Annotated in this window: 21 protein-coding genes; 8 read left to right on the forward strand and 13 right to left on the reverse strand. The window is 45.5% G+C overall.

Features of this window, described 5'->3' with window-relative positions; translation table 11 throughout:
- Positions 1 to 3: 3 nt before the first annotated feature.
- The 9 genes from L5L91_RS18910 to L5L91_RS18950 form a co-directional block, all read right to left on the reverse strand.
- Positions 4 to 636, reverse strand: coding sequence for an NADH:ubiquinone reductase (Na(+)-transporting) subunit D (locus L5L91_RS18910; protein WP_006080467.1), 633 nt, complete (start codon positions 634 to 636; stop codon positions 4 to 6).
- Positions 636 to 1424 carry a Na(+)-translocating NADH-quinone reductase subunit C gene (locus L5L91_RS18915; RefSeq protein ID WP_028761566.1) on the reverse strand — a complete coding sequence of 263 codons (789 nt, stop codon included), beginning with the start codon at positions 1422 to 1424 and terminating at the stop codon, positions 636 to 638. Before L5L91_RS18915 ends, L5L91_RS18910 begins: the two co-directional genes overlap by 1 nt.
- On the reverse strand, positions 1417 to 2616 hold the full coding sequence (locus tag L5L91_RS18920; protein WP_105250021.1) for an NADH:ubiquinone reductase (Na(+)-transporting) subunit B: 1200 nt from the start codon (positions 2614 to 2616) through the stop codon (positions 1417 to 1419). Before L5L91_RS18920 ends, L5L91_RS18915 begins: the two co-directional genes overlap by 8 nt.
- Complete coding sequence (locus tag L5L91_RS18925; RefSeq protein ID WP_028761568.1) at positions 2616 to 3950, reverse strand: Na(+)-translocating NADH-quinone reductase subunit A; 1335 nt, start codon at positions 3948 to 3950, stop codon at positions 2616 to 2618. Before L5L91_RS18925 ends, L5L91_RS18920 begins: the two co-directional genes overlap by 1 nt.
- A 401-nt stretch (positions 3951 to 4351) precedes the next feature.
- Positions 4352 to 6406 (reverse strand): TonB-dependent receptor domain-containing protein, encoded by a 2055-nt coding sequence (locus tag L5L91_RS18930; RefSeq protein WP_263237428.1) that lies wholly within the window; start codon positions 6404 to 6406, stop codon positions 4352 to 4354.
- 164 nt (positions 6407 to 6570) lie between these two features.
- Complete coding sequence (gene luxS / locus L5L91_RS18935; RefSeq protein ID WP_028761570.1) at positions 6571 to 7080, reverse strand: S-ribosylhomocysteine lyase; 510 nt, start codon at positions 7078 to 7080, stop codon at positions 6571 to 6573.
- 168 nt (positions 7081 to 7248) lie between these two features.
- Positions 7249 to 8367: a TRAP transporter substrate-binding protein gene (locus tag L5L91_RS18940; RefSeq protein ID WP_263200414.1), complete on the reverse strand. Its 1119-nt coding sequence runs from the start codon at positions 8365 to 8367 to the stop codon at positions 7249 to 7251.
- A gap of 253 nt (positions 8368 to 8620) precedes the next feature.
- Positions 8621 to 8941, reverse strand: coding sequence for a BolA family protein (locus L5L91_RS18945; protein WP_263237430.1), 321 nt, complete (start codon positions 8939 to 8941; stop codon positions 8621 to 8623).
- Between the two features lie 151 nt (positions 8942 to 9092).
- Positions 9093 to 9707, reverse strand: coding sequence for an alpha-ketoglutarate-dependent dioxygenase AlkB family protein (locus tag L5L91_RS18950; RefSeq protein WP_168824961.1), 615 nt, complete (start codon positions 9705 to 9707; stop codon positions 9093 to 9095).
- Between the two features lie 83 nt (positions 9708 to 9790).
- Between L5L91_RS18950 and L5L91_RS18955 the strand changes: the two genes are divergently transcribed.
- Positions 9791 to 10927, forward strand: coding sequence for a methyltransferase (locus L5L91_RS18955; protein ID WP_263237431.1), 1137 nt, complete (start codon positions 9791 to 9793; stop codon positions 10925 to 10927).
- A 213-nt stretch (positions 10928 to 11140) separates the two neighbouring features.
- The gene (locus tag L5L91_RS18960; protein ID WP_263237432.1) at positions 11141 to 14299 is read left to right on the forward strand and encodes a DUF2339 domain-containing protein; all 3159 of its coding nucleotides are present in this window, start codon (positions 11141 to 11143) and stop codon (positions 14297 to 14299) included.
- A 120-nt stretch (positions 14300 to 14419) separates the two neighbouring features.
- On the opposite strand, the gene L5L91_RS18965 is transcribed toward L5L91_RS18960, so the two are convergent.
- Together L5L91_RS18965 and L5L91_RS18970 are read right to left on the reverse strand one after the other, a co-directional pair.
- Positions 14420 to 15718: an O-acetylhomoserine aminocarboxypropyltransferase/cysteine synthase family protein gene (locus tag L5L91_RS18965; RefSeq protein ID WP_263164244.1), complete on the reverse strand. Its 1299-nt coding sequence runs from the start codon at positions 15716 to 15718 to the stop codon at positions 14420 to 14422.
- Positions 15719 to 15841: 123 nt separating this feature from the next.
- A complete protein-coding gene (locus L5L91_RS18970; RefSeq protein ID WP_263164246.1) occupies positions 15842 to 17281 on the reverse strand; it encodes a PLP-dependent aminotransferase family protein in 1440 nt (479 codons plus the stop codon).
- A 158-nt stretch (positions 17282 to 17439) separates the two neighbouring features.
- On the opposite strand from L5L91_RS18970, the gene L5L91_RS18975 reads away from it, so the two are divergent.
- The 4 genes from L5L91_RS18975 (at position 17440) to L5L91_RS18990 (ending at position 21106) form a co-directional block, all read left to right on the forward strand.
- Positions 17440 to 18774 carry a cytochrome ubiquinol oxidase subunit I gene (locus tag L5L91_RS18975; protein ID WP_011790509.1) on the forward strand — a complete coding sequence of 445 codons (1335 nt, stop codon included), beginning with the start codon at positions 17440 to 17442 and terminating at the stop codon, positions 18772 to 18774.
- A gap of 60 nt (positions 18775 to 18834) precedes the next feature.
- Positions 18835 to 19842 (forward strand): cytochrome d ubiquinol oxidase subunit II, encoded by a 1008-nt coding sequence (gene cydB, locus L5L91_RS18980; RefSeq protein ID WP_105250028.1) that lies wholly within the window; start codon positions 18835 to 18837, stop codon positions 19840 to 19842.
- A 101-nt stretch (positions 19843 to 19943) separates the two neighbouring features.
- Positions 19944 to 20078, forward strand: coding sequence for a DUF2474 domain-containing protein (locus L5L91_RS18985; RefSeq protein WP_105250029.1), 135 nt, complete (start codon positions 19944 to 19946; stop codon positions 20076 to 20078).
- Between the two features lie 623 nt (positions 20079 to 20701).
- Positions 20702 to 21106, forward strand: coding sequence for a GreA/GreB family elongation factor (locus L5L91_RS18990; RefSeq protein ID WP_212600402.1), 405 nt, complete (start codon positions 20702 to 20704; stop codon positions 21104 to 21106).
- A gap of 775 nt (positions 21107 to 21881) precedes the next feature.
- On the opposite strand, the gene L5L91_RS18995 is transcribed toward L5L91_RS18990, so the two are convergent.
- The gene (locus L5L91_RS18995) at positions 21882 to 22658 is read right to left on the reverse strand and encodes an AraC family transcriptional regulator (RefSeq protein ID WP_263164248.1); all 777 of its coding nucleotides are present in this window, start codon (positions 22656 to 22658) and stop codon (positions 21882 to 21884) included.
- Positions 22659 to 22871: 213 nt separating this feature from the next.
- On the opposite strand from L5L91_RS18995, the gene L5L91_RS19000 reads away from it, so the two are divergent.
- Both L5L91_RS19000 and L5L91_RS19005 read left to right on the forward strand, forming a co-directional pair.
- A complete protein-coding gene (locus tag L5L91_RS19000) occupies positions 22872 to 23762 on the forward strand; it encodes a DMT family transporter (protein ID WP_028761579.1) in 891 nt (296 codons plus the stop codon).
- 153 nt (positions 23763 to 23915) lie between these two features.
- On the forward strand, positions 23916 to 25547 hold the full coding sequence (locus L5L91_RS19005; RefSeq protein WP_173496925.1) for a methyl-accepting chemotaxis protein: 1632 nt from the start codon (positions 23916 to 23918) through the stop codon (positions 25545 to 25547).
- 281 nt (positions 25548 to 25828) lie between these two features.
- On the opposite strand, the gene L5L91_RS19010 is transcribed toward L5L91_RS19005, so the two are convergent.
- Entirely contained in the window at positions 25829 to 26674 is an 846-nt protein-coding gene (locus tag L5L91_RS19010) for an FAD:protein FMN transferase (RefSeq protein WP_263164250.1), read from the reverse strand.
- Between the last annotated feature and the right edge of the window lie 318 nt (positions 26675 to 26992).

Consider the following 26992-nt stretch of genomic DNA (forward strand, 5'->3'; position numbering starts at 1 on the left):
CACTTACCCTTTTGCTTCAACTTGCTCTGGCTTATAGGTACGAATAATCCAAATCAAAACACCGATCAGGAAGAACGCACTCGGAGGCAGTAGTAGCAGACCGTTTGGTTGGTACCAGCCGCCATCAGAGATCTTGTGCAGGATTTCAACACCGAACAGAGAACCGTTACCAAACAGTTCACGTACGAAGCCAACAGCTAACAGAATCGCACCGTAACCTAAACCGTTACCGATACCATCCATAAAGCTCATCATTGGCGGTGTTTTCATCGCGTAGGCTTCGGCACGACCCATTACGATACAGTTCGTAATAATCAGACCGACGAATACCGACAGCTGCTTAGAGATCTGATAAGCATAAGCCTGCAGCAATTGGTCAACCACGATTACCAAAGAGGCAATAATGGTCATCTGTACGATAATACGCACACTGCTTGGAATATGATTACGGATCATTGAGATAAACAGGTTCGAAAACGCAGTTACCGCAGTTAACGCCAACGCCATTACCAGTGCAGTTTCGAGCTTGCTCGTTACCGCTAATGCACTACATACACCAAGTACTTGTAAAGCAATCGGGTTGTTGTTGACTATAGGTCCGGTCAGAACCTGTTTCAGTTCTTTAGCGTCAGACATTAGTTGAGACCTCCATTGCGTGCTTTTTCAATGAAACTCGCAAAACCTTCTTTACCCAACCAGAATGTCAGTGAATGTTGTACACCGTTACTCGTTAAGGTTGCGCCAGATAATGCATCTACACCGTACTCAGTGCTAGCAACAGTTGGGTTTTTCGTTACGCTGATAGCGAGTTTACCTTGCTCATCAAATAACTTTTTGCCATGCCATTTCGCTTTCCACTGAGCATTTTGCACTTCGCCACCTAAGCCCGGCGTTTCGCCGTGCTCGTAGTAGACTAAGCTTTGCACTGTGTTTAGGTCAGCATCCATAGCAAGGAAGGCATACATAGTAGACCATAGGCCATAACCATGGATTGGCAGAATGACACTGGTTAATTTACCTTGGCCGTCACGAACAAGATAAACCACAGCCTTATCAGCAACACGTTTCACTGAAGCGATGTCATTCTCAGGTACAAATGAGGTTTTCACATCACGAGAAGCTTTACGTTGATCATAAGTGTCAGCATCAACACCCTCAACCCAAGCACCCGTTTTCAAATCGACCAGTTTAGCTTCGATGTGTTTGCCGTATGTATCTAGAATTTGCGCTTTGGTCACTTTGCCAGCTTTAGTATCGATAAGACCAGCGGCTTCCAGAATGTACTTTTGCTTATCAAGCAGTTTATTTTCTGCTTGAGTCGGTCTCAGTAACACTGCTGCAGTAGACACAAATATCGCACAAATTAGACACAGGCCAACGACGATAAATAAGGTTCTGCCGAACGAATCTTTATTACTAGCCACGGGCAATCCTCCGCTTGATATTTGCCTGAACCACGAAGTGGTCGAACAATGGCGCGAACAAGTTAGCAAACAAAATTGCCAACATCATGCCTTCAGGGAATGCAGGGTTAATCACGCGGATAAACACAGCCATTGCACCGATCAAGATACCGTATGCCCATTTAGCTTGGTTAGTAAATGACGCTGACACTGGGTCTGTCGCCATAAACATCATGCCAAACGCAAAACCACCTAACACTAAGTGCCAGTACCAAGGCATTGCAAACATTGGATTAGTGTCACTACCGACAACGTTAAGCAGCGTAGAAATGGCAATCATGCCCACCATTACACCGCCAACGATACGCCATGAAGCGATACGCGTGTAGATGATGACCAAACCACCTAACAGAATCGCTAATGTAGACACTTCACCCACTGAACCTGGAATGAAACCGAAGAACGCATCCCACCAGTTTTGGTTAATTGCGTAATCTAAAGTGCCAGACGCCGCTTGACTCAGTGCAGTTGCACCTGAGTAACCGTCAGCCACAACCCATGAGGTATCACCTGACATATTCAACGGATAAGCGAAGAACAAGAAGGCACGACCCGCTAGTGCTGGGTTTAAGAAGTTACGCCCTGTACCACCGAACACTTCTTTCGCCACGACCACACCGAAGGTGATACCCAGCGCCACCATCCATAATGGGATAGTTGCTGGCAGCGTTAAAGCAAACAGGATAGAGGTAACGAAGAAACCTTCGTTGACTTCATGACCACGGATAGAGGCGAACAGCACTTCCCAGATACCACCGACGGCAAAGGTCACCGCGTAGATAGGTAGGAAGAAACAGGCGCCATACCACATCAGCGCAGGCCAGCCAGAGTTTGCCGTAAGTTCGGTACCGAACATGCTGAACAAGCTCACTTGCCATACGTCAGGGGTAGCAAAACCAGCCACTAAAGCTAATTGAGCTTGTAAACCTACGTTGTACATACCCACGAACATCGCTGGGAAAGCACAAGCCCAAACCGTAATCATCATACGTTTTAGGTCGAGGTTATCGCGAACATGGGTTTTGCCCTTGTTCACTTTACCTGGGGTATAAAAAATCGTGTATGCCGCTTCGAATAGGGCATAAAACTTTTCGTATTTACCGCCTTTTTCAAAGTCGGGTTCAATACGTTCGAAAAAATCTTTCAAGCTCATTAGCCTTCCCTCTCGATCGTATCTAGACAGTCACGCAGATATGAACCGTAGTCATACTTGCCTGGACATACGAACGTACACAGTGCGAGATCTTCTTCATCTAACTCTAACGCGCCTAAAGTAGCAGCACCGTCAAAGTCACCTGAAATCAAGTCACGCAACAACATAGTAGGAAGAATGTCCAATGGCATTACACGCTCATAGTTACCAATTGGCACCATAGCGCGGTCTGAACCACCTGTACTGGTCGTCATGCTGAACAGACGAGAAGGAGCAAGATGTCCTAAGAATGCACGAGTGATAGAATATTTGTCTGAGCCTGGTAATACCCAGCCTAAAAATTCTTTCTCTGTACCTTCTTCTAACAGACTTACTTGAACATGGTAACGACCTAAATACCCTTGTGGGCCAACGGCTGTACGACCATTCAGAACAGAGCCTGAAATTAGACGAACATTGCCATCTAAGGCTTCACCTGCGGTTAATTCAGTCATGCTCGCGCCCACAACAGTGCGTACGAGTCTTGGCTTAGCCGCTTTAGGGCCTGCGATCGCAATAACACGTTCGGTATTGAGTTCACCCGTCGTAAATAGCTGACCAATTGCTATTACATCTTGGTAACCAATATGCCAAACGGTACGTTTTGCAGAGGCAGACAATAAGAAGTGAATGTGAGTACCGACTAATCCTGCAGGGTGCACACCGGCAAATTCTTCAACTTGGGCGTTTGCGGCAGGAATATCAGCGCCAGGCGCTTTACAAAGGTAAACTTTACCGTCAGTAAGTCTTGCTAAGACCTTAAGACCATTAGCAAAATCTTCTTTATGCTCACGGATCACCACAACGGGATCAGCGGCAAGAGGTTGAGTATCTATTGCGGTTACAAAAATACCAGCAGCAGAAGAGTCTACAGCAGGAACTTTGCTAAAAGGACGAGTACGCAAAGCAGTCCATAAACCTGATTCAATCAGATTGTCACGGACTAACTGCGAGTCGAGCGTATCGAGTGCAGTGGCATCATATTTAGCAAAGGCAACGCTGTCGTTTCCTTCCACTTCAATGACAACAGACTGCAGAACACGCTGGGCGCCCCGGTTAATGTCTAATATAGTACCACTGGCTAAAGCCGTATATTTAACGCCTAAATTCTTCTTATCTTCAAAAAGAACTTGGCCTTTTTGTACTTTATCGCCCACTTTGATCTTCATCGTTGGACGTAAGCCAATATACTCTTCACCCAAAGTAGCTACATGTTTAATGGCTGGGCCATTATGGATAACTTGCTCTGGTCCGCCTGCTATAGGCAGTTCCAATCCTTTCTTAATTGTAATCATATCCACAAGCACTACGTTTGAAGGAAAGACAATGCGCCGCGTTCCTGCTAAATACTTAGGTTTTAAACAAAACCTACTGCATTGAGCTAGCGCAGATTTATCACAGAAATGCGATCGCAATCACGCTGGTCGCGCGCATTTTACCCCAATTGACTTGGCATCGCCACGAAAATTATAGGTGATTTCAAACCTAAAATACGGATTGAAAAGAATCATGCGCTACGGCGTTCACCTTCCGACCTAGTGACTGATCAGAAAGAGAGAATATTACGGCCACTGGGTACTATAGCATTAATAATTAAAGATTTAATTTAGCAAAAAGTCGAAACGTCCACTAAACGCAGCCGAAATCGATCTTATTTGTTTCAATTGATTTAAATTCAAACAAAATAAAACTCAATTTAAAAGCGCCATTGATAACCTAAATAGCTAATACGTCCATTTTCCGATCGAATTCCGCTATTTGATGCTGTTGTGACTAATGTCTCATCTAAGAGGTTTTCTACCCTAAAATAAATCTCATGGTGACGGTTAAAATGATAATTCGCCGCCAAATCTACTCGCCATTGTACTGCGATAGGCTGTAATTCAGCGCCAAATTGGCCCATTTCCCGCTCGGATTGATAAAAGACATTTGCATTCAATTCATATTCGGCATATTTCATTCCAGCACTAAAATGCAATTGCTGCTCAGGTAACCAAGCCACTCTATCACCAGCCACAACGCAACCTTGGATTTCGTTACAGCTATTGGTTTGATACTCCGAATTCGAATATTGATAATTTAAGACTAATGGTAACTGTACACTACCGATATCCCACTGGTAGCCAAGACTCAGCTCAACTCCTTTGGTCAGTACATCCACAACATTACCTTGAACCCACAAACGACTGTCGGCACATTGGGTATACGCATCACAATTGACATGCAGGTTATCAAAATCTTGAACGTAGGTTTTGATGTCAGCACTAAAATGCTCACTGGCATATTGGGCGCTGACTTGATATTGCAATGATACTTGTGCCTCTTGCTCAAGATTCCCCGCACTTGCGGCGGTCCATGAGCGGCGAATATCCGTACTAAAGCGCCAATCTCCAGCATCATATAAAACACCGAGTTGTGGCATCCAATCGCTGTCGGAGAAATCAGCCGCATCCAGTCCTACATAAGCTAAATCGACCTTGCGATTGACGCTCACTTGTTCATAGGCAAGCGCGAGCTTTATCTGTAATTCGTCCCAATTAAACAAGGAATCGATTGCCGAAGTAAATGCTGTTGCATCGTCGGTATAGGCCAATAACGGATTTTGTGCATCACTCACTAAACTCAAGTCCTGCTGCCATAGACTCTGTTGATCGCCAAGGTGCATCTCGGCTTTATCCGTATGATAACGGGCACTATAGATAATTTGATGGGCACCATACTGATTCACTGATTCAGTTTGTGCCCCAAAGGAGCTGAAATCATTGTCTTGCTGTAAAGAAGCCAGTTCGACGCCATCGACTGTCGGCTGACGTTCAAATGCGGCCAACGCAGCAAGACTCTGGGCATCGAGCATTTGCCCATCAAATTGATTGAGTTGGTTTAATTGCTGCGAATAGGACTGGTAGTAAAAGTCTGTGGTGACCTTATGCCCACCATTGAGCGTAACTTGGTGAGACAGTTGGTACTTATGATGTCGCCCCTGATGTTTATCCGCCGCAGTGGCCGAATACAAACTCATAGGATCTTGTTGCCAATCGGCCTGTGTTAACCCAAGCTGAGAGCGATAACTATCATCATCGAGAAACTGGTAAGTAAACTCAGTCACCTGTGGACTTCTAGCGCCGAGTAAACTCGCGGCGTTGATTTTAAATAAGATGTCTGTCGTTTGGTGGTCTGTGTCTTGACCATTGAGCAAGTGATCGGCGCCGCTATTATCTGCATAATTAACCGCGAGTATCATGCCATACTCTTTTTGCTTCACTCCCCAATTCATATCGACACTGTAGTCTGAATCGGTATTGCCCTCGAGAGTCGCCTTACTATTCTCGGTCTGCTCAGCAACAGGTAAGGTTTGATAACTCACCACCCCAAACGCACCTTGCCCACCGACAGCCATATTTGCCATCGGGGTAGCAGTAACACTCTGTTGTTGCAGCAGATTAGGTAAGAGTTGTAATTGCGGTGCCGAATACGGCGCAGGGGAGAAATACACTCTATCTTGTAATACCGCAATACCTTGAGTCGCGCTGCGCATACTGATGCTCGCGGGATTTCCACTAAGATCCGCAGGCAAAACCGTCAAAGCCGTCAATTGACCTAACGCTAAACGATTAGACGTTGAATGAAATGTGTCATTGAGCTTGTTCAATTCAAGCATTTGACTGTGAAGATCATCGGCGAACGTTGTGCTAGAACAGACAAGAGAAACAGAAATTGCACAAAGTGATACAGTGAAGTAACGACTAGGCATACCAAGCTCCCAAAAACTTTGTTAGCGTACGGTGTTTTTGTTATTGACTTGTAAAATAGCTGAGTTTACTTGAAAAAAAAAGCGACTCTCGTCGCTTTCTCTTATTTACTTCAGGAAACTGAATTTACTAAAGAAGCACTCTCATACTATAAGAGTGCGAACAATTACAGGTTACCTAGAATTTCATCGCTTAATTTTAGATCGTCATTACGATTAACACTTACGCCTGCAGCAATAATATTACGGGCGATATCTTGTGCTTGCTCTAATGAATGCATCTCATACGTACCACATTGGTATTCGTTCAGCTCAGGGATTTCAGACTGCTCAACCACTTTAAGCACATCTTCCATCGCGGCTAACCACGCATCGGCCACTTGGCGCTCTGTGGGTTCACCAATCAAACTCATATAAAAACCGGTACGACATCCCATTGGCGAAATATCAATGATCTCAACATCGCTGCCATTTAAATGGTCACGCATAAAACCCGCGAACAAATGCTCTAGAGTATGAATTCCACGCTCACTGAGGATCTCTTTATTCGGTGCGCAAAAACGTAAATCAAATACAGTAATGGCATCGCCCTTTGGCGTGCTCATATGCTTAGCGATACGAACCGCAGGGGCATTCATCCGAGTATGGTCGACGGTAAAGCTATCAAGTAATGGCATAGGGATCTCCAAATTCTCAGGGCGACATCAACGCCACTGTAACTGTCTATTTATGGCTTGCAAGCATAACACCAAATGAATTACGCCGATAACAAGATAATCTAAGATGAAATCATCTCATATAAATCAGATGCTAATGTGACAGTTTGCAGTAAAAAAAACCATCATTTAGTGTTGACGCTGTTGACTGTAAGCATCCTCAGATATTTTATGGTACTGGCGCACACCTTGCTCATACGTGTGATAGGCATCGTATACCTTTCGCATTAAGGGATCTTGATTCGCTTGGTCTTCAATCACTTGTTTGGAGATTTTCTCAAGCTCCAACAACACGTTCGGTGGAAACGCTTTAAGTTCCACACCTTCGTCCTTCACTAACGTTTCAAGAGCGGTCACGTTACGGGTCGTGTATTCATCGAGCATATCTTGGTTAATGGCTCTCGCAGCAACTCTGACTATGGCCTGTAAATCCTCAGGTAAACTCTCGAAGGCTGCGGTATTAATCAAGAATTCCATATTTGAACCTGGCTCATGCCAACCAGGGTAATAGTAGTACTTAGCCACTTTATGTAAACCGAAGGCAAGATCATTCACTGGCCCTACCCACTCTGCGGCATCAATCGCCCCCGTTTGCAATGCACCATAAAGTTCACGCCCCGCCATGTTTACAGGTACAGCACCAACGCGTTTCAACACTTCACCACCTAAGCCCGGCATGCGGACCTTCAATCCCTTAAAATCAGCAATGGTATTGATGGGTTTATTAAACCAGCCACCCATTTGCATCCCAGTATTGCCACCCGCGAGGGGGATTATCCCAAAGGGTTGATACACTTCAGTCCACAGCTCCATACCACCACCATAGTGAAGCCAGCCATTTATTTCCTGCGCGGTCATACCAAAGGGGATCGATGAAAAAAACTGCGCTGCGGGCGCTTTTCCTCTCCAGTAGAAAGAAGCGGAGTGGGCCATTTGAATTTTACCCTGACTCACACCATCAAATACGGCAAAAGCGGGCATCAACTCACCCGCACCATAAACGCTAATCTTTAACCGACCGTTAGACATTTCATCGACTAAATGCGCAAAACGCTCAGGAGCCATGCCTAAACCTGGGAAGTTTTTCGGCCAAGAGGTTGCAAGACGCCATTCAATAGCAGGTAAAGCGTGGGGAACATCAGTTGCGGCATGGGAAGCGGCCACGCTTTGCGCATCACTGGAGACGGGGTTACAACCGCTCAGTCCCATCAGCAGCACTGAGATAAACAAACTCCCTAACTTACGCATTTTTAATAGTCTCCCTGATGTCAAACGAGCACATGGATCCAACTGACATGGAAATACACTCAAGATGGGTATCGACAATCACATCGCCCAACCTCTTAAAATAAAACATATTGTTAACACAGAAACTAAGGTAGGGAAACTAGAAACTAAGGTCGGCAAACTCAAAAATAGTCTTAAGTTGGCCTAAAACAAAAAGCCACTCTATGAAGAGTGGCCTTGAAATCTAAGCTAAACAATATTGCTGAACGATTAATTAACCGCGACAATTTGGCGTATTAGGTATTTGTGCATTCGCATCCCACTCATTTTGAGTGAAAGTATGAATAGACAAAGCATGCACGCCATTGGCTAACTCATGGGCTAAGTGAGTGTTGACCAATCGATGACGGGCTAATAAACGTAAGCCATCAAACTGCTCGCTCACCAGCACAACTTTAAAGTGGGTTTCTGAATTCGGTGGTACATGGTGACGATTACTTTCGTTAATCACTTCTAAATGGGTCGGCGAAAAGCATTCGGTTAATTTCTGCGAAATAGTGTTAGCCACAGTGCCCTGCACATGAGTATTGGACATATTCGAGTCTCAGAATGGGAAAATCCAGTTGCCGCAGAGTACTGCTTCAAATTGAAAAGATCAAATTCACGCTTTCAATTTGTTGATGCCCCACCACTTTATATCAGCCATATTTCGCAGTGCTTCACCATAGACAGTTAGCGGGAGGCAATTAACCATGGAAATTAACGATCAGTTGTCTAAAGGTATAGTTCCAACGCGGCTCTTTTACTTTCAAACGTTTAGGTAAGCTGTGTAACCAGTCACTTTGCATAGGCCAATGCATGATCAGTAGATCGCCACTGTTCAAACTTATGCTGTACTTGGTTTGGCTGTGCTTATGCTTAAGCACAAAATCCCGCGTGGCGCCTAAGGTAATAGAAGCAATATGACTCCCCTGAGCAATTTCAGGTTCATCATCACTGTGGGCGCCCATACAATCTTTACCATCGGCGTAGCGATTCACTAATACCCCATTGCTCTCCAAACCATAATCCCGCGCTAGCTTATCCCTCAACTTGTGAGCATATTTAGGCCAAGGTAAGGCGCGGATAAACAGTCCTGAATATAAATAGTCGCAGCCCAAATCGCCAAACCACACTTGCTGGCGAGGAATCGCGTGAAACTGACCAAAGACTTGGATTTCAGGGCGATTTAAGGGATAGGTCAGCGCTTCTTTCATTAGCGCCGCTTGCTGCTCAGCATTAAGATAACCCCGCACTAAGGTGATGGGCGGTTTAATTTGAGCCTCACCCTCTGTATCAAACCCTAACTTACCTTGCTGCATTGACGTCCTCCATGTGAGCCGTCGCACTGCGCCATGAAATCTGCGATAATCTGCGCCTTAAATTTATTGGCGCAGTGTGGCACATGACAACACAATTTTCAGTAGCGGGTGTTGAACTCGAACTCTTACGGTATCCAGCTCAGCAGGAATCTAATCTTCAAGCTTGGGATGCCGCCGATGAACACTTACTCAAAAGCCTTATTGAGTCAGAGCAAGCCGCCGTGCCAACCGCCATTATCAACGACAGTTTCGGCGCCTTAAGCTGCGGTTTATCTAAATTGAATCCATGTTGGCCACTGCGTGTTGAAACCGATGCCAGAACCAGCTTTTTAGGCACAGAACAAAACCATGGCCGCAATCAGTTGCCTATGGATAATCTGCAATGGTTTACCAGCCGCGATACCTTGCCAGAAAACTTAGCCTTAGTATTGATGAAGTTGCCTAAGAACTTAAGCTACTTTGCTCACCAGCTAACGCGCTTGTCGCAAGTGTTACCCGCAGGCACTCGTGTATTAGTGGCCGCCAAATCCAAATCGATTAATGGCGCCTTACTCGACATCTTTGCTAAGCATTTAGGCCCCGCAAGCGCCAGTTTAGCGTGGAAAAACACGCGAGTGATCACCTGTGTCAGTGATGGCAAACCAAGACCATTAGCCAAAGAAGTGACTTGGGCCGTACCCGAATATCAACTTGAGATCAGCAATTTAAGTAATGTGTTTGCCGCCAACAAACTCGATATTGGCGCACGCATCATGCTAGAGAATCTGCCCAAAGGGGATTTTAAGTCGATTGTTGATCTCGGCTGTGGCAATGGCGTGCTGGGGTTACGCACCGCCCAGTTATTCCCAGAGGCTGACATTCACTTTATCGACGATTCTGAAATGGCAGTCGCATCAGCCAAGGCAAACTGGGCACGCAACCAATTGCCCGCAGACAAAGGCCACTTTTATTGGGACGATTGCATGACGCATCTGCCAGAAGAAGTGCAACCGGATCTGGTACTGTGTAATCCGCCCTTCCATCAAGGTGAAGCCATTACCGATCATATTGCCTGGCAAATGTTTTTAGATGCCCGCCGCCGCTTAAAAGAGGGGGGGATCTTACATATCGTCGGTAACCGTCATCTGGCTTACCATGTAAAATTACAGCGCTTATTTAAGAACTGCACCACAGTCGCCTCCAACGGTAAATTTGTGATCCTGCAGGCACAGAAAAAATAACCTCATCGAAATTGACACGTTAAATGAGAGCCAGCAATGTTTGGCTCTTTTTTATACAGGGCTCTTTTTATGCTGAGCAATGACATGTTGGAAACAATCGCAGTCGGAGATTTCCTAAAAATCAACAACAACTAGCCGAAAAATACACATACAAGTACACTTCTTGCCGACAAAGGTTTATGAGTTAAGCACTTAAACACTTAGGAATGAGATATGCCGTTAAAGGATGACGTTGCCCAACTAAAAGCTGAGCTGGCACAGTTACAATCGCTGCATTTATCGCAGCAATCTTCGCTCGGTCGTCAATTAGCAGCATTCTCCACTAAGCTCGAGACCTTAAGTCAGCAAATTGCGGCTGAAGACACGCTCCCATTAACCTATGCGGCACAAACACCAACACTTGAGCCAGCTTCCGTAGAACCAGCCCCAGCAGAACCCAACCCATGGCAGCAAGGCCCTATACCAGCAGAATCTTGGCAAGAAGACCCTTGGCAAAGAAAAACGAAAAATACCCCGACGGAACAAACCGCTAAAACCGAACACCTTTCTCAAGCGCAAAATCAACAGCTGAGTGATGAAGTCAAATTGCAGGCAAGCGTGCAAGCAGCGAGTCAATTTGATGAGTTGTTATCCCAAGGACTCGCGGCCGTCATGGCCCCCTTTGCGGCAGTCAACGAGCAAGTCAAATCTTTCTACCATCATTATCAGGCTAAGGGATTAGGACCTGTCTTTTTAATGACTGTCGCAGGGATCATCACCCTGACCTTAGGCTTTGGTTATTTACTGCAATATTCAATCAACCATTGGTTTTCAGAACTTGGCAAAGCGCTACTCGGGTTTGCCAGCGCGAACGCTATCATAGCCGGCGGGATTTTTATTCGCCAAAAACGCGCGGGTATGGCGGATTTTGGCTCAGGTATTGTCGGACTCGGACTCATACTTAATTATCTCTGCGCGTACTTTATTGGGCCGTATTTTGAGTTAATTCCCAATAGCGCGAGTTTTATCTTACTGTTATTGATCACTTTGGCGGGTTATGGCCTGTCGATGCGCTTAGATGCCAAAGTGATCGCCGTGATCGCCTTAGTCGGTGGCTCGACCGCGCCTATGATGCTGTTATCCCAAAGCTATGCGCCGCTATTGTATCTGCCTTATTTACTGCTTATTGGTGCCGGCGCCCTTGCCCAGAGTCGCAAACTTAAGTGGCCGCTGCTACTGGAAATCACCGCCCTGCTGCACATAGGCTGCATCGAAGCTTTTAGCCATTTCATTGAATTGCCACTCAGTGACGTTGGCGGCGTCAGTCTGCTCGCGCTTATCAGTATTAATGCGTTCTTTTATCTCTACGGCATCACAGGCCTACTATTTACCAAACCGTTTACCCATCATGATGAAAAACATAATGCTCTGAGCCATCGCATACTCGCCCTACCGATAGCATTGCTCGCCTTTGTGTTATTAGAGTTGACGCAATTTACTGAGTTCGCAGGGGAAATCTTTGCGGCCAACGCACTGATTTGCGCAGCCCTCTATTGGAAGCGCACAGGCAACCTAGAAAAAGCCCGCAACGGCTTATTGTTAGTCTTTGCAGGGAGTTTTGCGGGATTTGCCGCACTGTATTTACTCAGCCACGATTTCCTTGGATTAGTATTACTGCTCGAAGCCTTATTACTCTTGTGGATTGGCACCAAAGAAGAACTGATTTCCGTTCGCGCCGAAGCCTATGTATTGCTGCTGATGGGATTAGGGCTCAATGCGTCTAGTGTACTGACGGGCATGAGCCTTTTAGAATCAAGCTTTACCGATGGGGCGCCAATTTCTCCCTTGTCAGCTTTTGGCTTTCCACTGTTAGCACTGGCCTTAAGTTGCGCCGCCTTAGTCTTAGTGATTCGGCTATTAACACTCCATCATACGTTACTTTCGACCCTAGAAAGTCAGCTAAACAGAGTGTTAAAAGAGCTATTAAGCGGTTTTTATGTAGGGACAATTATCCTCGCGGCTTATCTTCTGAGCAGCGATTACTACCTCGCCATCTTGCCACTGGTCAGCCTATTACTGCTGTATTTGAGCGCAAAGGACAGACTCGTTCTCAGCGAGTTTGCTGCTTGGCTCTTACTATTGCCGCTGCTGTTTAAGGTTGTTGAAGGCATAACGCTCACAGGCAGTTTTAGCTTTAGTGCCCAACCGCTTATGGCAAAACTGGCACGGTTTGAGTTATTTATCGCCCTACTCTTGGCCCATTATTGGTATCGTCACCACTATAAAGATGCCTTATTTGCCAAAGCCGCTTATACGATGCAAATCTTCTGCTATTTGCTGCTGCCGCTTATTCTGCTGCCCAAAGTCATCCGCAACCATTGGGAATATACCGCTATTGCACTCTGGCTGAGCACCTTTATGAGCCTAGGTTTAGCCTACTTTGTTAAACATAAGAGTTTGAATATAGAAGCCAAAATCCTCACTTGGCTAGCGGTTCTGATGACAGCCTCGCTATGCCTTATTCACGCTTGGCAAGGACTCGCGGCGCTAGCCGTTGGCGCCCTCTTTATGGGCTTCACACTGCTTCGTTATCACCAATTACCCGAGCATTGGCGCCCCTTACTGCAACTACAATGGCAATTGAGCACTTATTACTTTGCACTGGTATTGGCCGTGATCGTTTATGGCTTTAATCATTCTGAGCTAGTAGGAATAGCCATGACAGCATTAGCCTTAAGTGGTTATTTTGCATTGCTAATCCAAAGAGGTTTAAGCCTGAGAGGTGTAAGTCAGGCATCTGTAGGCCAAACCTCATATAGCGCAAAATTCCCCCTCGCAGCCGAAATCCAAGCCGCAATAAAGGAAAGCTATCATCTCGCCTATGGCCTAACGTTAGGCTTAGCCCTGCTGCCCATCATGTTGCATTTTGAGCTAACACTCGGGCTTAATCGTGATAATGCCTCGTTTATGTTAATCGAGTTTTTATCACTGGCGCTCCTAGCAAGGCTTATCTTGCAGCACGGTGCAGCAATACGCTTACATAGACGCATCTTACCTTTACAAGGACTTAAGTGGGGTTGGCATCTGTTACTCGCCTTAAGTTACTTCATGTGGAGTTATAGCTTCGATAACATTATTGCCGCCCCACTCAGCGCGATTTTATTGGTTATCCATGGCAGTGTGTTGATGTTTATCAGCTTAAAACCACAAAATGCCGATATGATCCGCCTCGCTGCTGGGCTATTTACCTTATCGACGCTCAAGGTGCTATTACTGGATATGGCGTCCTTCGAGCTAGTGCAAAAGGTGATTGCCTTTATGCTGATCGGGGTTATTTTGCTGACTGTTTCTTACTTCTATCAGAAGGCGAGAAATCGACTGCAGCAAGATTAACATCGTTTTTAAAGCACTAAAAAAGCCGCTATCGAATTGAATCGATGGCGGCTTTTTACTGTTAACGATTTAATAAAGCGATGAGGTATCGGCTATTTAATATGAACTATTCGATACGAGCTATTTGCTCACCAGTGCCTTATCGAGCGCCTGCGCCACATCGTTAATGATGTCGTCGATATGCTCAATCCCAACCGAGATACGGATAAGATCCTCAGACACGCCCGCCCTTGCCAGTTCATCGGCATCGAGCTGTCTGTGCGTGGTACTCGCAGGGTGACAGGCCAAGGATTTAGCATCCCCAATGTTCACTAAACGCAGGATCATCTGCAGTGCATCGATAAAACGTCCGCCAGCACGCTTACCTTCTTCTGCTGTGGCCGCTTTAATCCCAAAGCTGATGATTCCAGAAGCTTTTCCGCCAGTGATCTTGTGGCAATTATCCTGATAAGGGCTGCTTGGCAAGGCGCCGTAGTTCACCCAACTGACCGCCGGATGCAGCACCAGATATTCCGCTAATGCCAAGGCATTTGAGCAATGGCGCTCCATTCTAAGGCTTAAGGTTTCAAGGCCTTGCAACAGTAAAAATGCGCTGTGCGGTGACAGTGCGGCGCCGGTATTACGCAGCGGTACTACACGGCAACGACCAATAAATGCAGCAGGACCAAAGGCTTCGGTATAAACCACGCCGTGGTAGGAAGGATCGGCTTGGTTAAGTAAGGCAAATCTTTCCTTATTCGCCACCCAATCGAACTTGCCTGAATCGATAATCACCCCACCAATCGTTGTTCCATGGCCACCAATGTATTTAGTTAAAGAGTGGATAACGATATCGGCGCCATGCTCAAAGGGGCGACATAACACTGGAGTCGCGACCGTATTATCGACAATCAAAGGCACGCCATGTTTATGGGCAATCTCGGCTAAACGCTGTAAATCGACAATATTGCCAGCCGGATTACCAATCGATTCGCAGAACAAGGCTTTAGTTTTGTCATCGATCAGCTCATCGAGGCCTTCAAAATCATCGAAGGCCGCCATGCGCACTTCAACGCCTTGGCGCGGCAGCGTATGGGCAAACAGATTATAGGTGCCGCCATAGAGCTGACTGGTACTGACGATGTTATCGCCAACTTGAGTCAAGGCTTGAATCGCATAGGTAATCGCCGCCATACCCGATGCCACGGCCAGCGCACCTATGCCGCCTTCAATGGCCGCCAGACGTTGCTCTAGCACGCTAGTGGTAGGATTCATGATGCGCGTATAAATATTGCCAGCGACTTTTAAGTCAAATAAATCAGCACCATGCTGGGTATCATCGAAAGTATAAGAGGTGGTTTGATAGATAGGTACTGCGGCCGCCTTCGTGGTCGCTTCTGACTCATAACCATGGTGTAATGCCAGTGACTCTAATTTCATTTTCCCTTCCTTATCCGTAGCAGCCCAGTATTCAATCGACATAGAGAATTGCACAAGATTTGTGCATGTTCAACAAGCTAACAGATAGACATCTAGAAGTCTAAAACTTTTTAACCACAGCCTTTAACTTCGGCGCAAATTGTTGTGGATAAGTTCGGCCAGCACCACGACCGCAGAGACTATCTCTGGCGAGCACTCGTATGAGGCATTCAAACGCATAAAATGGCAGAATTCGACCTGATTACTAAAGAGATTTCCGGGTGCAATACTGATCCCACGCTCAATCGCCTGATAATAAATTTGTGTAGCGTCCATGTGTGATGGCAGCGCTAACCAGAGAAAATAGCCGCCCTGCGCGAAGTTGACCCCCACAGATTCGGGCAAATGCGCGCACAATAATTGATACATGGCCAATTTACGGCTGGCTAACTTTTTACGTAACTGTTTCAAATGCCGTTCATATTGCGTCGACTGAATAAAATCGGCGATGGCGAGCTGCATCGGCGCACTAGTCGATAACGTCGACATGACTTGTAAGCGTTGTAACTGCGGTGCATGGCATCCCGCCGCAACCCAGCCGACACGATAACCAGCAATCAAAGACTTAGAAAATGAGCCGCAGTGCAACACCCGTCCTTCGGTATCGAAGGCTTTTACTGGCCTTGGCGCGCTGGAATCAACATAGAGTTCTTGATAAACATCATCCTCAATCAGACTGACCTTATGCTCGTTTAGTAACTGATAAAGCGCCTGTTTTTTAGCATCCGATAAGCTGCAACCTAAGGGATTTTGATGTTGGCTCATCAACCAGCAGGCTTTCACTGGATAGGTATTTAACACTTCAGCCAGCGCCTCAAGATCAATCCCCTGTTGTGGATCGGTAGCAACCGCAATCGCTCTGAGTTTAAGCCGTTCAATCGCTTGCATCGCACCATAAAAGGTCGGTGATTCAATGACAACCCAATCACCCGCTTGAGTCAGGGTCGCTAAACTCAAATTCAGCGCCTCCATGGCACCCGAGGTAATGATGATTTCGTCGGGCGAAATGCTCATGCCTAATTTGGCATAACGTTGGGAAATAGCCTTACGCAGTCCCGCATTTCCTGGCGGTAAATTATCGGCGGCAAAAGAAGGTGACATGTGCCGAGTCACCTTAACCAAAGATCGCGCCAGTGCTTGTTGCGGGAATAAACTAGGATCGGGAAATCCTGAGCCAAAGGGCACTATGTCCGCCTGCTTTGAAGCCTGCAGAACATTGAAGACAAACTCATTAATATCCACACTATCGGAAAGATAAATCGGCTTTTGTCGCTCGGGATAACGAAAGGCTTCTCCCTGCCGCGCGATTAATTCCGGCTTTGGCGCCACTAAATAGCCAGACTTAGCCTGCGCCGAGATCACACCTTGGCTTTCCAATAACTGATAGGCATTGAGCACTGTCATCAGACTCAAGCCTGAATCGGCCACAGTTTGACGCAGCGACGGCAACTTGTCCCCCGCCTGCCAAACACCTTGGGCTATTCGTGTCTTTAATTCCTGCGCTAACTGCTCGTACTTCGTCATCTGTTATAGCTCAATCAAGATATTCTGTGCCTGTTATAGCCAGCATATCCCATGGTCTAATAGCACACAAGCTTTCACCGCCGAGCCAATATAGGGTTCAGTGAACGCGACTAGATCAATGCCTTTGTAACGAGAAATGCCTATCGCTCGAGGAAATTATGTTTGATTTTGATGCCACAGTACTCGCTAGGATCCAATTTGCTTTTACCATCTCTTTTCACATTATTTTCCCTGCCATCACTATCGGCCTCGCCACCTATCTGGCGGTATTAGAAGGTTTATGGCTGAAAACGGCGAATGAGGTTTACCAACAACTCTATCAATTTTGGTCGAAGATTTTTGCCATTAACTTCGGCATGGGAGTGGTCTCAGGCATAGTGATGGCCTATCAATTTGGTACCCATTGGAGTGCTTTTTCCGCCTTCGCGGGCAGCGTAACTGGGCCGCTACTCACCTATGAAGTCCTCACCGCCTTCTTCCTCGAAGCGGGTTTTCTGGGGGTCATGCTATTTGGTCAGCAGAAGGTAGGCAAAAACCTGCATTTCTTCGCCACTTGTATGGTCGCCACGGGCACTATTATCTCAACCTTCTGGATCTTAGCTTCAAACAGCTGGATGCAGACGCCCCAAGGTTTTGAAATTGTGAATAATCGCGTCATTCCTGTGGATTGGTTTCAGATAGTGTTTAACCCTTCATTTCCCTATCGTTTAGCCCATATGACAGTAGCGGCGTTTATTTCGTCGGCTTTCTTTGTGGGCGCATCGGCGGCTTGGCATTTACTCAAAGGTAACGATACACCCGCGATCCGTAAGATGTTGTCTATGGCGATGTGGATGGCGTTAATCGTCGCGCCGTTGCAAGCTGTGATTGGTGATTTTCATGGTTTAAATACCCTTGAATATCAACCTGTAAAAGTGGCGGCGATGGAAGGCCATTGGCGTAATGAGGGTGACAAACCCACACCGCTTATCTTGTTTGCGATTCCCGATATGGACGCAGAGAAAAACCACTTCAGTCTCGAAATCCCAGGGCTCGCGAGCCTGATCTTAAAGCATGATTTAAGCAAACAAGTGCCAGCCTTGACTGAGTATCCCGCCGAGGACAGACCCAATGTGTTGTTAGTGTTCTGGAGTTTTAGGCTCATGGTCGGCTTAGGCTTATTGATGATTTTTGCTGGACTGTGGAGCGCTTATCTCAGGCGCAAAGGCAGCCTCTACAGCAACAAACACTTTCTGCGATTTGTACTCGTGCTCGGCCCCGCCGGATTGCTCGCCACACTAGCGGGTTGGTTTACCACCGAGCTTGGCCGTCAACCTTGGGTGATCCAAGGGTTGATGCGCACGCAGGATGCCGTGTCTTCCCACAGCGTTACCCACCTGAGTATCAGCCTAGGGATTTTCATCGTCAGTTACTGTGGCATCTTCGGCGTTGGTTATCGCTATATGATGCGACTCATCCGCAAAGGGCCAGATATCGCGGCAACAAGCCATTAATTTTAAAGTAAATGAATCTAGTTTTACTTATTCAATCTTAAGCATATTTAAGGGCTCACCATGGAATTCGATCTACCCTTGATTTGGTTCGGGATCATCATTTTTGCCACCTTAATGTATATCGTGATGGATGGCTTTGATCTCGGCATCGGCATACTGTTTCCCTTCATTCACGATGAGGACGACAGGGATATTATGGTCAATACCGTCGCCCCCGTTTGGGATGGTAATGAAACCTGGTTAGTGCTCGGCGGCGCTAGTCTGCTCGGTGCCTTTCCCCTCGCCTATGCCATAGTGCTCGAAGCACTAACCATACCGCTGCTCATCATGCTGCTGGCATTGATTTTTCGCGGCGTGGCATTTGAGTTTAGATTTAAGTCGGGCGCAGAAGCTAAACCATTCTGGGATAAAGCGTTTATGTTCGGTTCTATCACGGCCACCTTTTCACAGGGCGTAGTGCTGGGGGCGTTTATCTCTGGCATTTCGGTGAGTAACCAACAATTTAGCGGCAGTAGTTTCGATTGGTTAACGCCCTTCTCACTTTTCTGCGGTTTTGGCCTTATGCTGGCCTATGCTCTGCTCGGCGCAACTTGGTTAGTAAAAAAATGCCAAGGCGAGCTTAAAACGACCATGCAACAACTCGGCAGAGCACTGACCTTATGCCTGTTGATGACCATAGGTTTAGTCAGTTTATGGACGCCTTTTGTGCAACCCAATATTGCCCTGCGCTGGTTTAGTTTACCGAATTTATTCTACTTCGCCCCAGTGCCAATACTGGTATTAGCCTGCAGTTGGGCCTTGATAAAATCCCTAAATCGTGATGATAACTATCAGCCATTCCTACTCACTCTAGGGCTGATTTTCTTAGGATTTAGTGGCTTAGGGATCAGTATCTGGCCGCACATTATTCCCCCCAACATCAGCCTTTGGCAGGCAGCTGCCCCCGACAGCAGCCTAAGCTTTATGCTCGTCGGCGCCCTGATGATCATCCCGCTGATTTTGGTTTATACCTTTTGGAGCTACTACGTGTTCCGCGGCAAAGTAACCAAGGATGCAGGCTATCACTAGCCATGACTCAGGTAAAAGAGGCTTCCCACAACGCGACCTAAGCTAACTTGGCTTAGGTCGCTGATTCACTTTAGATGACTTTACATATGCAGGAGATCAACATGACGACCCAAACGAAATCCCTCGCCTATCGACTCGGCTGGTTAGTGCTGATTTGGTGTACAAGCGTAAGCTGTCTGTTCCTCGTCTCTATGTGTATCAAAATACTTTTAAAAGGTGCGGGCTTAACAACCTAAGTAAATATTGACTTTAGAAGCTTATATTAAGGCTTAATTCAGTTAGTGCCCATAGCATCTAGCAACAATGCACTAGAACATTCAATGGTTGAATTAATTTGGCTTTCAGTTCAGCCAAATTAACAAGTGCTCAGTTTACTTTACGAGTGCTAGCATTAAATTGACGAAGACTAGCCCCAACATGGCAAAGTTAAAACAATGTTAAATCCAGTTTTACTGTTATCAGTATATTCAGCAAGATTAGCTTAGTTAGGCTTGCTTTATATTTTTACTTGACCTATGGTATCAGCCAAGCAATTACTTATTTAGTTAATGGCAAGATTTAGTTAACAGCAAGGCCGATATACTAAATCGATATACAAAAAATAAATAATCAATCGAATATCAACTTTTGACTGGAGATGTAACACTATGTTTAGCACTGCATTTTCATCACTATTTTCCCATGTGTTAGCTAACACATCTAGTTCAGTAAGCTCAATCCGCCTCTCGCTCAAATTCCCAGTCTAAGCCGAGCGTCACTCGCGCTCGGCAGAATTATAACTTCTTGTGAAATAAGCACAGAGTAATACTCATTTTAATTTCTATGCTTATATTTTAACTTTGTTATTTCAGAGGCGGCAATGGCATATTCTTTTTTTAGTAGTCTTTTCCAGAATTTTATTCTAAAAACTGAAACCTATTATTTACAAAACAGTTTTAATGCCTCTCTACGCCCAACGGCTTTGGCAGGCGTGATTAGTAAGCTTGAGCAGCTAAAGCATGATACGACGAGTGATAAAGTGACTGTGGGACGAGAAATTCACTTAGTTAATCTGCAGGATCAGCAAGAGTACCAAATTGAACTCGTGTATCCACCAAGGCATAAACCCAGTGCAGGACGTTTCTCTGTCATATCAGATTTAGGCGTCAGCTTACTTGGGTTATCAAAGGGCGAACTGGCAGAGGTGAGCATTTTAGGCAAACCAGTTCTGTTTATGATTAAAGATGTCAGTTTAACGAAAAAACAACCTAAAAAGTCTGTATAGGAAAAAATCATTTGGGCATACTTTTTGTAAATGGCTATTGAGTATTGCTACTTGATAACATTTCAGAAAATTTTAAAGATATGATTATAAGGTTGTAAGCATTTTAAAATAGAGCATGTTCAATTCAGTGGCAACATGCTTTGAACTCGCTATTAGCGGTGGCTTATAGCGGCATTTTCAACAAAATATAATAAGAGGGAATGTTATTTTGAAGTCATTAACTGGCCGCGATATTTATTAAAGAGACACTTTAGATAAGTTTAACACTACAATTAACGACTCTTTGCAACTATTTACGTATAAGTCATGGCAGCGCTTTAGAGTAAACAGCAAAGGGGTTAAGAGGTTTAGCACGGCGCCTCAATCGTTAAATTTATTTTTATACTCTTTATAAATAAACCGTCTCAATTAAAGCCTGAAATAAAAAATTGAGCCCAACTATCGAAACCGATTTGCGGCGCGGGTTCGGATAGTAACCTTCACTTTGGAGTTTATATCTATGAGTAAAGAAAAAAACAAAAAACCGCCAATGAAAACCTTAAAAGAGAAGCGTCAAGATAAACGGAACCGCCAAAAGGCTTCCGACTAACTTATCTAACTCTGTAAAAAACCTTAAATCCTCTCTTTAAATAGGCCGAAAATAGGGTGTTAATACTTTAGCACCCTATCTTATTTCACAGTTTCCCCCAATATTTTTAGTGCATCATCTAGCGCGACTTTCGCATAGGATCTCATTATCTCGCCTTTATTAAGCCTTGCTCCATCAGCCACTCAATCACAATCGGCGGCGATACTGCTCAGGTGAGCACTGAGCATATTTTTTAAACATCACGATATAAGGCGAAGTTTGGTTATAGCCGAGCGTCAATGCCACTTCTTTGATCGCAAGTCCCTGACGTAATAGTTGTAAGGAATAGATAAACTTATGCCTTTGTCTTAGCTCAGTAAAACTCATTCCCAGAACCTCTTGGCAGCGACGAGCTAAGGTACGCTCTGTGGTATGTAATTCACTGGCCCAAGATTTAAAGGTTTTCGAACTCGCAGGGTCGGCTTCAAGTGCCAGCAACAACGGCTGTAACAGTTTATCTGAGACTGTGGGCAGAAATTGCGGTAGAGCTTTACCCAAGGTCAGCTGATCGAGCAAAACCTCAACCAGTCGCTTATCCGCCGCAGTTTCTGCCACAGTGACTTGCCGCTCCCGCAGATCGTTCACTATCGATTGGGCAATGGATGTTACGGCTAAAAGACAAGTCTCTATGGGAAAAGCCGCAGCTCGCTCGGCAACTATATTCATCGAGCAATAATGAATACTGCGCCGAGTATAACTTTCATGTTCTATCCCCGCAGGAACCCAAATCGCATATTGTGACGGCGATAAAAACCGTTGCCCTGCAGCATGTAACTCCATAATTCCACCGCTGATTAACTGCAGTTGCCCCCAAATATGTTGATGTTTTGGCGTTACCGTATTTGGCAGGAAAGCTTCATAGTTGAAGAAGATATCTGCAGCAGGCTCTTGCTCTGCCGTGAGCGGATGGTAAACCGTGCGCATTTTGATGCCCTCAAAGCTATGGTGATCCAAAAAACTCAAACGAAATCGCTAACCCAGATTACGCTTGTCCGTAGAGGAACTGACCTTGTCTGATAAGCGATATTTATATCATAACCGACCATGGATAATAGCCACTAATCTATTATCTGGATGCTCAAGTGATAAGCCATAAGCTAAGGCCTGTCACTTTAGCCAGTACCTAAAGGCAAGACCATGCTGTATTTGTTTCCCCTGTTGGCCGTATTAATTTGGGCGGGCAATTCGATAGTCAACAAGCTCTCATTTGGGATTATCGATCCTGAAGCCATAGCGTTTTACCGTTGGTTTTTCGCTATGTTATTGTTAACCCCCTTTGTCGCAAGTCGCGTCTGGCAAAAACGCCAAGTGATACTACCTTTGTTACCTAAGTTCGCTACTTTGGCTTTGTTAGGTATGGTGCTAAACCAAAGTCTGGCCTATTTTGCGGCGGCAACCACCACGGCAACAAATATGGCATTAATCACCTCTCTCGTGCCTATGATCAGTCTGTTTTTAGCCGTGCCATTACTCAAGCAAAAATTATCACCGTTAGCCTTTGGTGGCACCTTAATCTCGCTATTTGGATTGATTTTTATGCTCAGTCACGGCGATATGATGAACCTTGCCATCGGCGTGACCCAAGGTGATTTACTGTTGCTCTTTAGCGCCTTTGTGTATGCGCTCTATGGCGTATTACTGAAACGCTGGCAACTGCCACTACCGACTTGGGAATCGGTTTATATTCAAGGACTCATAGCCGTATTCATGCTAACGCCACTGCTGTTTACGAGTCCCAGCATGGCGATCAGTGCCCAATCAGCACCACTGATACTTTACGCTGCTATCGCTGCCTCACTTTTAGCGCCGTGGGCTTGGATCAATGGCATAAGCAAACTCGGCGCCGATCGCACCAGCGTATTCTTTAATTTAATGCCTATTATTGCGGCTATACTGGCGGCCATCATCCTAGATGAAACCTTAGCCATTTATCATTATATTGGCGGTTCTATGGTCATCATTGGCGTCATGCTAGTGCAGATAAAACCTAAGCCTAAAGTCATCCCTACCCTAGCTTGTCCTGAATAATCCAAAGTAATGCGTCAACGCCTTGGTAATAGTGACCAAGGCGGTTTCGCTTATTTCAATGCGTACAAAATCCCATCGCAATCTGCTGCACGCAAAGGCAATTCTATAAATAACGACTAAGCTATTTATTAAGTTATTAATGGAGATCGTCCTATGTTTAACAGTATTCGCGTTAAGTTTTCACTGATGTTTGCCATTATGGCGACAGCCCTCATTGTCATGGCGGTCACCGACGCTATGCAAAGCCGTGCTACAGTGAAACAGATGCAGGAATTTAGTCAGTTATTTAATCCCGCAATTTCGGCAATTCTCAATGCAGATCGCGACCTTTATCAAGCGCAGCTAAGTGAAGAAGTGTTATTGAGGGAAGAATTATCTGCCGATAATCGCAAAAGTGAGATTGATAACTGGCAAGAGAATGTCGATCAAGCCCGTGACAGAATGGGCGAATTTAAAAAAATCCTTACAGATCACCTGCAAGTACTGCAATCAACTAATGGCTTTGAGGCGCAGTTTTCTCTCTGGTATCAAGCCTCATCAGAGGTCATTAATGCCGTCAAAAGTAATGATTTTGAACGCGCGAAACAACTCCACGAAACCAAATCCAAGCAAGAATTTAAGGCATTAAGAGATATCTACAATGCCGCGGGCGAAGCCGCCGATAACAGAGTAAAAGAGCTAGATTTACAAGCAACGGAACAGGCAACCACCCAAACCCAAATATCCTTAACGATAGCAAGCTTAGTTGCCATTGTGGCGCTGTTGATTGCCTACTTCGGCCCTAAAATCATAGTCAATGCAATTGAAGATATCACTAGCAGGATCAATGACATTGTCGATGGTGACGGTAACTTAACCCAAAGGATCCCTATCACACGTCAGGATGAAATCGGCGAGCTCGCCCATGCATTTAACTTATTTGTAGAGCAGCTACAGCAAATGGTCATCTCGATTATTGGTCAAACTAAAGATGTGAGCCAAACCGTTGAAAGTCTTGCAACTAAGTCAGCCACCACAATCAACATCAGCCATGAACAAGAGCAGTTTGTCGATACTATTGTCACAGCAGTAAATGAAATGAGTGCAGCCGTAAGAGAAGTCGCCAGTAACGCTCTTCATACTGCCACCGAAATCACTAAGGTGAATGACCAAACAGTAGAGGGTAAGAATATCCTCGCCCAGTCCGTTAATCATATTCAGCAACTGTCTGAATCAGTTAAAAATGCCGTGACAGTTATTGAAAAACTTTCAGTCAATTCTGCCAATATTGCCTCAGTGCTTGATGTGATCCGCTCAATCGCTGAGCAAACTAATCTCCTTGCCCTTAACGCGGCCATTGAAGCGGCGCGCGCTGGCGAACAGGGCCGCGGCTTTGCCGTAGTTGCCGATGAAGTACGTACACTGGCGAGTCGTACCGAAACCTCAACCCAAGATATTCAGCGCATGATTGAAGAGTTGCAACGCGGTGTAAATGATGCGGTTAAAAGCATTGAATCGGGAGCTAGCCTGACCACATCAACCGTCACCCTCGCCAGCCAGACCCAAGATGCATTAGATGAAATTCTAAACTCCACCTCTAAGGTCAGTGAGATGTCCACTCAAACGGCGACTGCGACCGAAGAGCAAACCCATGTGACCGAAGAAATTAATCGTAACTTGACCGAATTATCCGATAAAACAAGATACTGCAACTTAGTGATCCAAGAAACGCAGCAAATAGTCGTCAACACTAAAGCCATTTGCAGCAACCTACAAAAAGAAGTTGCGCGATTTAAAGTCGCTTAAGATAAATGACTAACGACACATGGTTAGCGATAAGCTATTGAAACGAAAAGAGTGCCCAATATGGGCACTCTTTTTAATGGAAATAATACCAAGCAAAGCTTGAAGACAATAAAAGCCCACAACCGTATGCAAGTTGCAAATAACGGTAACGAAACCCAAGTTGTATCGATTCACCCGTTAAAGTGCGAATAACAGTACTAACTGCTTAATGTTAACTCACAGTAATGATTGAATTTCTAATTCAATCATCTGCAAAAGCTGTAAAACAGGCAAAAGATACATCAATCAAAACTGACTAATTGACCACCCAAGTGAGCAATTTTTTCTGCGGCCAAGTCGGGATTAAGATAGCCTGCGACTTTCGTTAACGCATCGGCGCGCCAAGCAAAAGAGGCTCTCACACTAACAATACGCTCGCTTTCAGCATCGACGTTCGTATCGGCAACATTGCCAGTTGGCAGTAATAGTGCAGGGTAATCATGACTTAAGGATTGTGAGACCCTTGAGCTGGCGAGCGCCATATTGCTAACGCAGAGCTTTTGGCTCGCTCCTAATGGACCGCGGCACACTACATTTAAAGATGCACTGCCAAAAACTTTTAAATCGCCACCCGCATTGACCCAACCTCCGCTCACGCCAGCGCGACGCAGCTCACTCACTGCCATATCGACCGCATAACCTTTAGCTATACCATCTAAGGTTAAAATTAGCGGTCTAGCTAATCGCGCTTGATTACCGTTTATTTCAATATCTTGCCAGTCACCTTGCAATAACAATGGCATACCAAGGTAAGCAGGCAAAGCGCCGCGAGACATCATTTCGCCGCCAACGGTACAATTGAATAAGTTGTTGCTCGCCTTGCCCAGCCCCTTAGCCAACTTGAGCACTCGTAAACTATCTTGGCTTAACGTTACCCAAATTCCCGGCTGCCGATTTAACTGATTTAACTCGCTGTCCTGTTGATGGAAGCTCAGCAACCGCCCAATATGGGTCACACGCGAAAAAGCCACGCTAATCGCCGCTTCCAATGCTTTATCTTTAAGTTGTACCTCACCGCTTTGATTTGGCAGTGACTCGGCAGCGATTTCCACCAGCGTTCCGAGTAATGGCTTAGCGCGACGTATCATGATAATACCCACTGTAGTAGGAAGATCTGAGGGATCAGCAATAAACGCTTCATCCAGTTAAATTTAAACAAAGCACTAATAGTAATTAACATAATTTGTGCGGATTCTATTAAAGTCTCTACTTCAATACAAATTGTTGCCATTAGTTTTTATGGGGATTTTAGATGCTTGAAACTGTTTTACATTTAAAAACAATAGATTGCTTATTAAGGTTTTATTAAAGTTATTTGACGTATCATTGCTATCACAACGCTGCACAAGCGAACTAAGTCAATACGTCCCCAAATGAGCCCTATTGATTAATGCCACTCATCATTT

Origin of the sequence: Shewanella sp. SM55 (assembly GCF_025654025.1) — a bacterium.
Taxonomy (GTDB): domain Bacteria; phylum Pseudomonadota; class Gammaproteobacteria; order Enterobacterales; family Shewanellaceae; genus Shewanella; species Shewanella oncorhynchi.

Excerpts from the sequence above, each read along its gene's own strand:
- L5L91_RS19000 (WP_028761579.1), top strand. The coding sequence starts at position 22,872 with ATGCTGTATTTGTTTCCCCTGTTGGCCGTATTAATTTGGGCGGGCAAT.
- L5L91_RS18930 (WP_263237428.1), bottom strand. The coding sequence starts at position 6,406 with ATGCCTAGTCGTTACTTCACTGTATCACTTTGTGCAATTTCTGTTTCT.
- cydB (WP_105250028.1), top strand. The coding sequence starts at position 18,835 with ATGGAATTCGATCTACCCTTGATTTGGTTCGGGATCATCATTTTTGCC.
- L5L91_RS18995 (WP_263164248.1), bottom strand. The coding sequence starts at position 22,658 with ATGCGCACGGTTTACCATCCGCTCACGGCAGAGCAAGAGCCTGCTGCA.
- L5L91_RS19010 (WP_263164250.1), bottom strand. The coding sequence starts at position 26,674 with ATGATACGTCGCGCTAAGCCATTACTCGGAACGCTGGTGGAAATCGCT.
- L5L91_RS18945 (WP_263237430.1), bottom strand. The coding sequence starts at position 8,941 with ATGTCCAATACTCATGTGCAGGGCACTGTGGCTAACACTATTTCGCAG.
- L5L91_RS18950 (WP_168824961.1), bottom strand. The coding sequence starts at position 9,707 with ATGCAGCAAGGTAAGTTAGGGTTTGATACAGAGGGTGAGGCTCAAATT.
- L5L91_RS18960 (WP_263237432.1), top strand. The coding sequence starts at position 11,141 with ATGCCGTTAAAGGATGACGTTGCCCAACTAAAAGCTGAGCTGGCACAG.
- L5L91_RS18970 (WP_263164246.1), bottom strand. The coding sequence starts at position 17,281 with ATGACGAAGTACGAGCAGTTAGCGCAGGAATTAAAGACACGAATAGCC.
- L5L91_RS18955 (WP_263237431.1), top strand. The coding sequence starts at position 9,791 with ATGACAACACAATTTTCAGTAGCGGGTGTTGAACTCGAACTCTTACGG.
- L5L91_RS18975 (WP_011790509.1), top strand. The coding sequence starts at position 17,440 with ATGTTTGATTTTGATGCCACAGTACTCGCTAGGATCCAATTTGCTTTT.
- L5L91_RS18990 (WP_212600402.1), top strand. The coding sequence starts at position 20,702 with ATGGCATATTCTTTTTTTAGTAGTCTTTTCCAGAATTTTATTCTAAAA.
- L5L91_RS18940 (WP_263200414.1), bottom strand. The coding sequence starts at position 8,367 with ATGCGTAAGTTAGGGAGTTTGTTTATCTCAGTGCTGCTGATGGGACTG.
- L5L91_RS18920 (WP_105250021.1), bottom strand. The coding sequence starts at position 2,616 with ATGAGCTTGAAAGATTTTTTCGAACGTATTGAACCCGACTTTGAAAAA.
- L5L91_RS18985 (WP_105250029.1), top strand. The coding sequence starts at position 19,944 with ATGACGACCCAAACGAAATCCCTCGCCTATCGACTCGGCTGGTTAGTG.
- L5L91_RS18965 (WP_263164244.1), bottom strand. The coding sequence starts at position 15,718 with ATGAAATTAGAGTCACTGGCATTACACCATGGTTATGAGTCAGAAGCG.
- L5L91_RS18910 (WP_006080467.1), bottom strand. The coding sequence starts at position 636 with ATGTCTGACGCTAAAGAACTGAAACAGGTTCTGACCGGACCTATAGTC.
- L5L91_RS18925 (WP_028761568.1), bottom strand. The coding sequence starts at position 3,950 with ATGATTACAATTAAGAAAGGATTGGAACTGCCTATAGCAGGCGGACCA.
- L5L91_RS19005 (WP_173496925.1), top strand. The coding sequence starts at position 23,916 with ATGTTTAACAGTATTCGCGTTAAGTTTTCACTGATGTTTGCCATTATG.
- luxS (WP_028761570.1), bottom strand. The coding sequence starts at position 7,080 with ATGCCATTACTTGATAGCTTTACCGTCGACCATACTCGGATGAATGCC.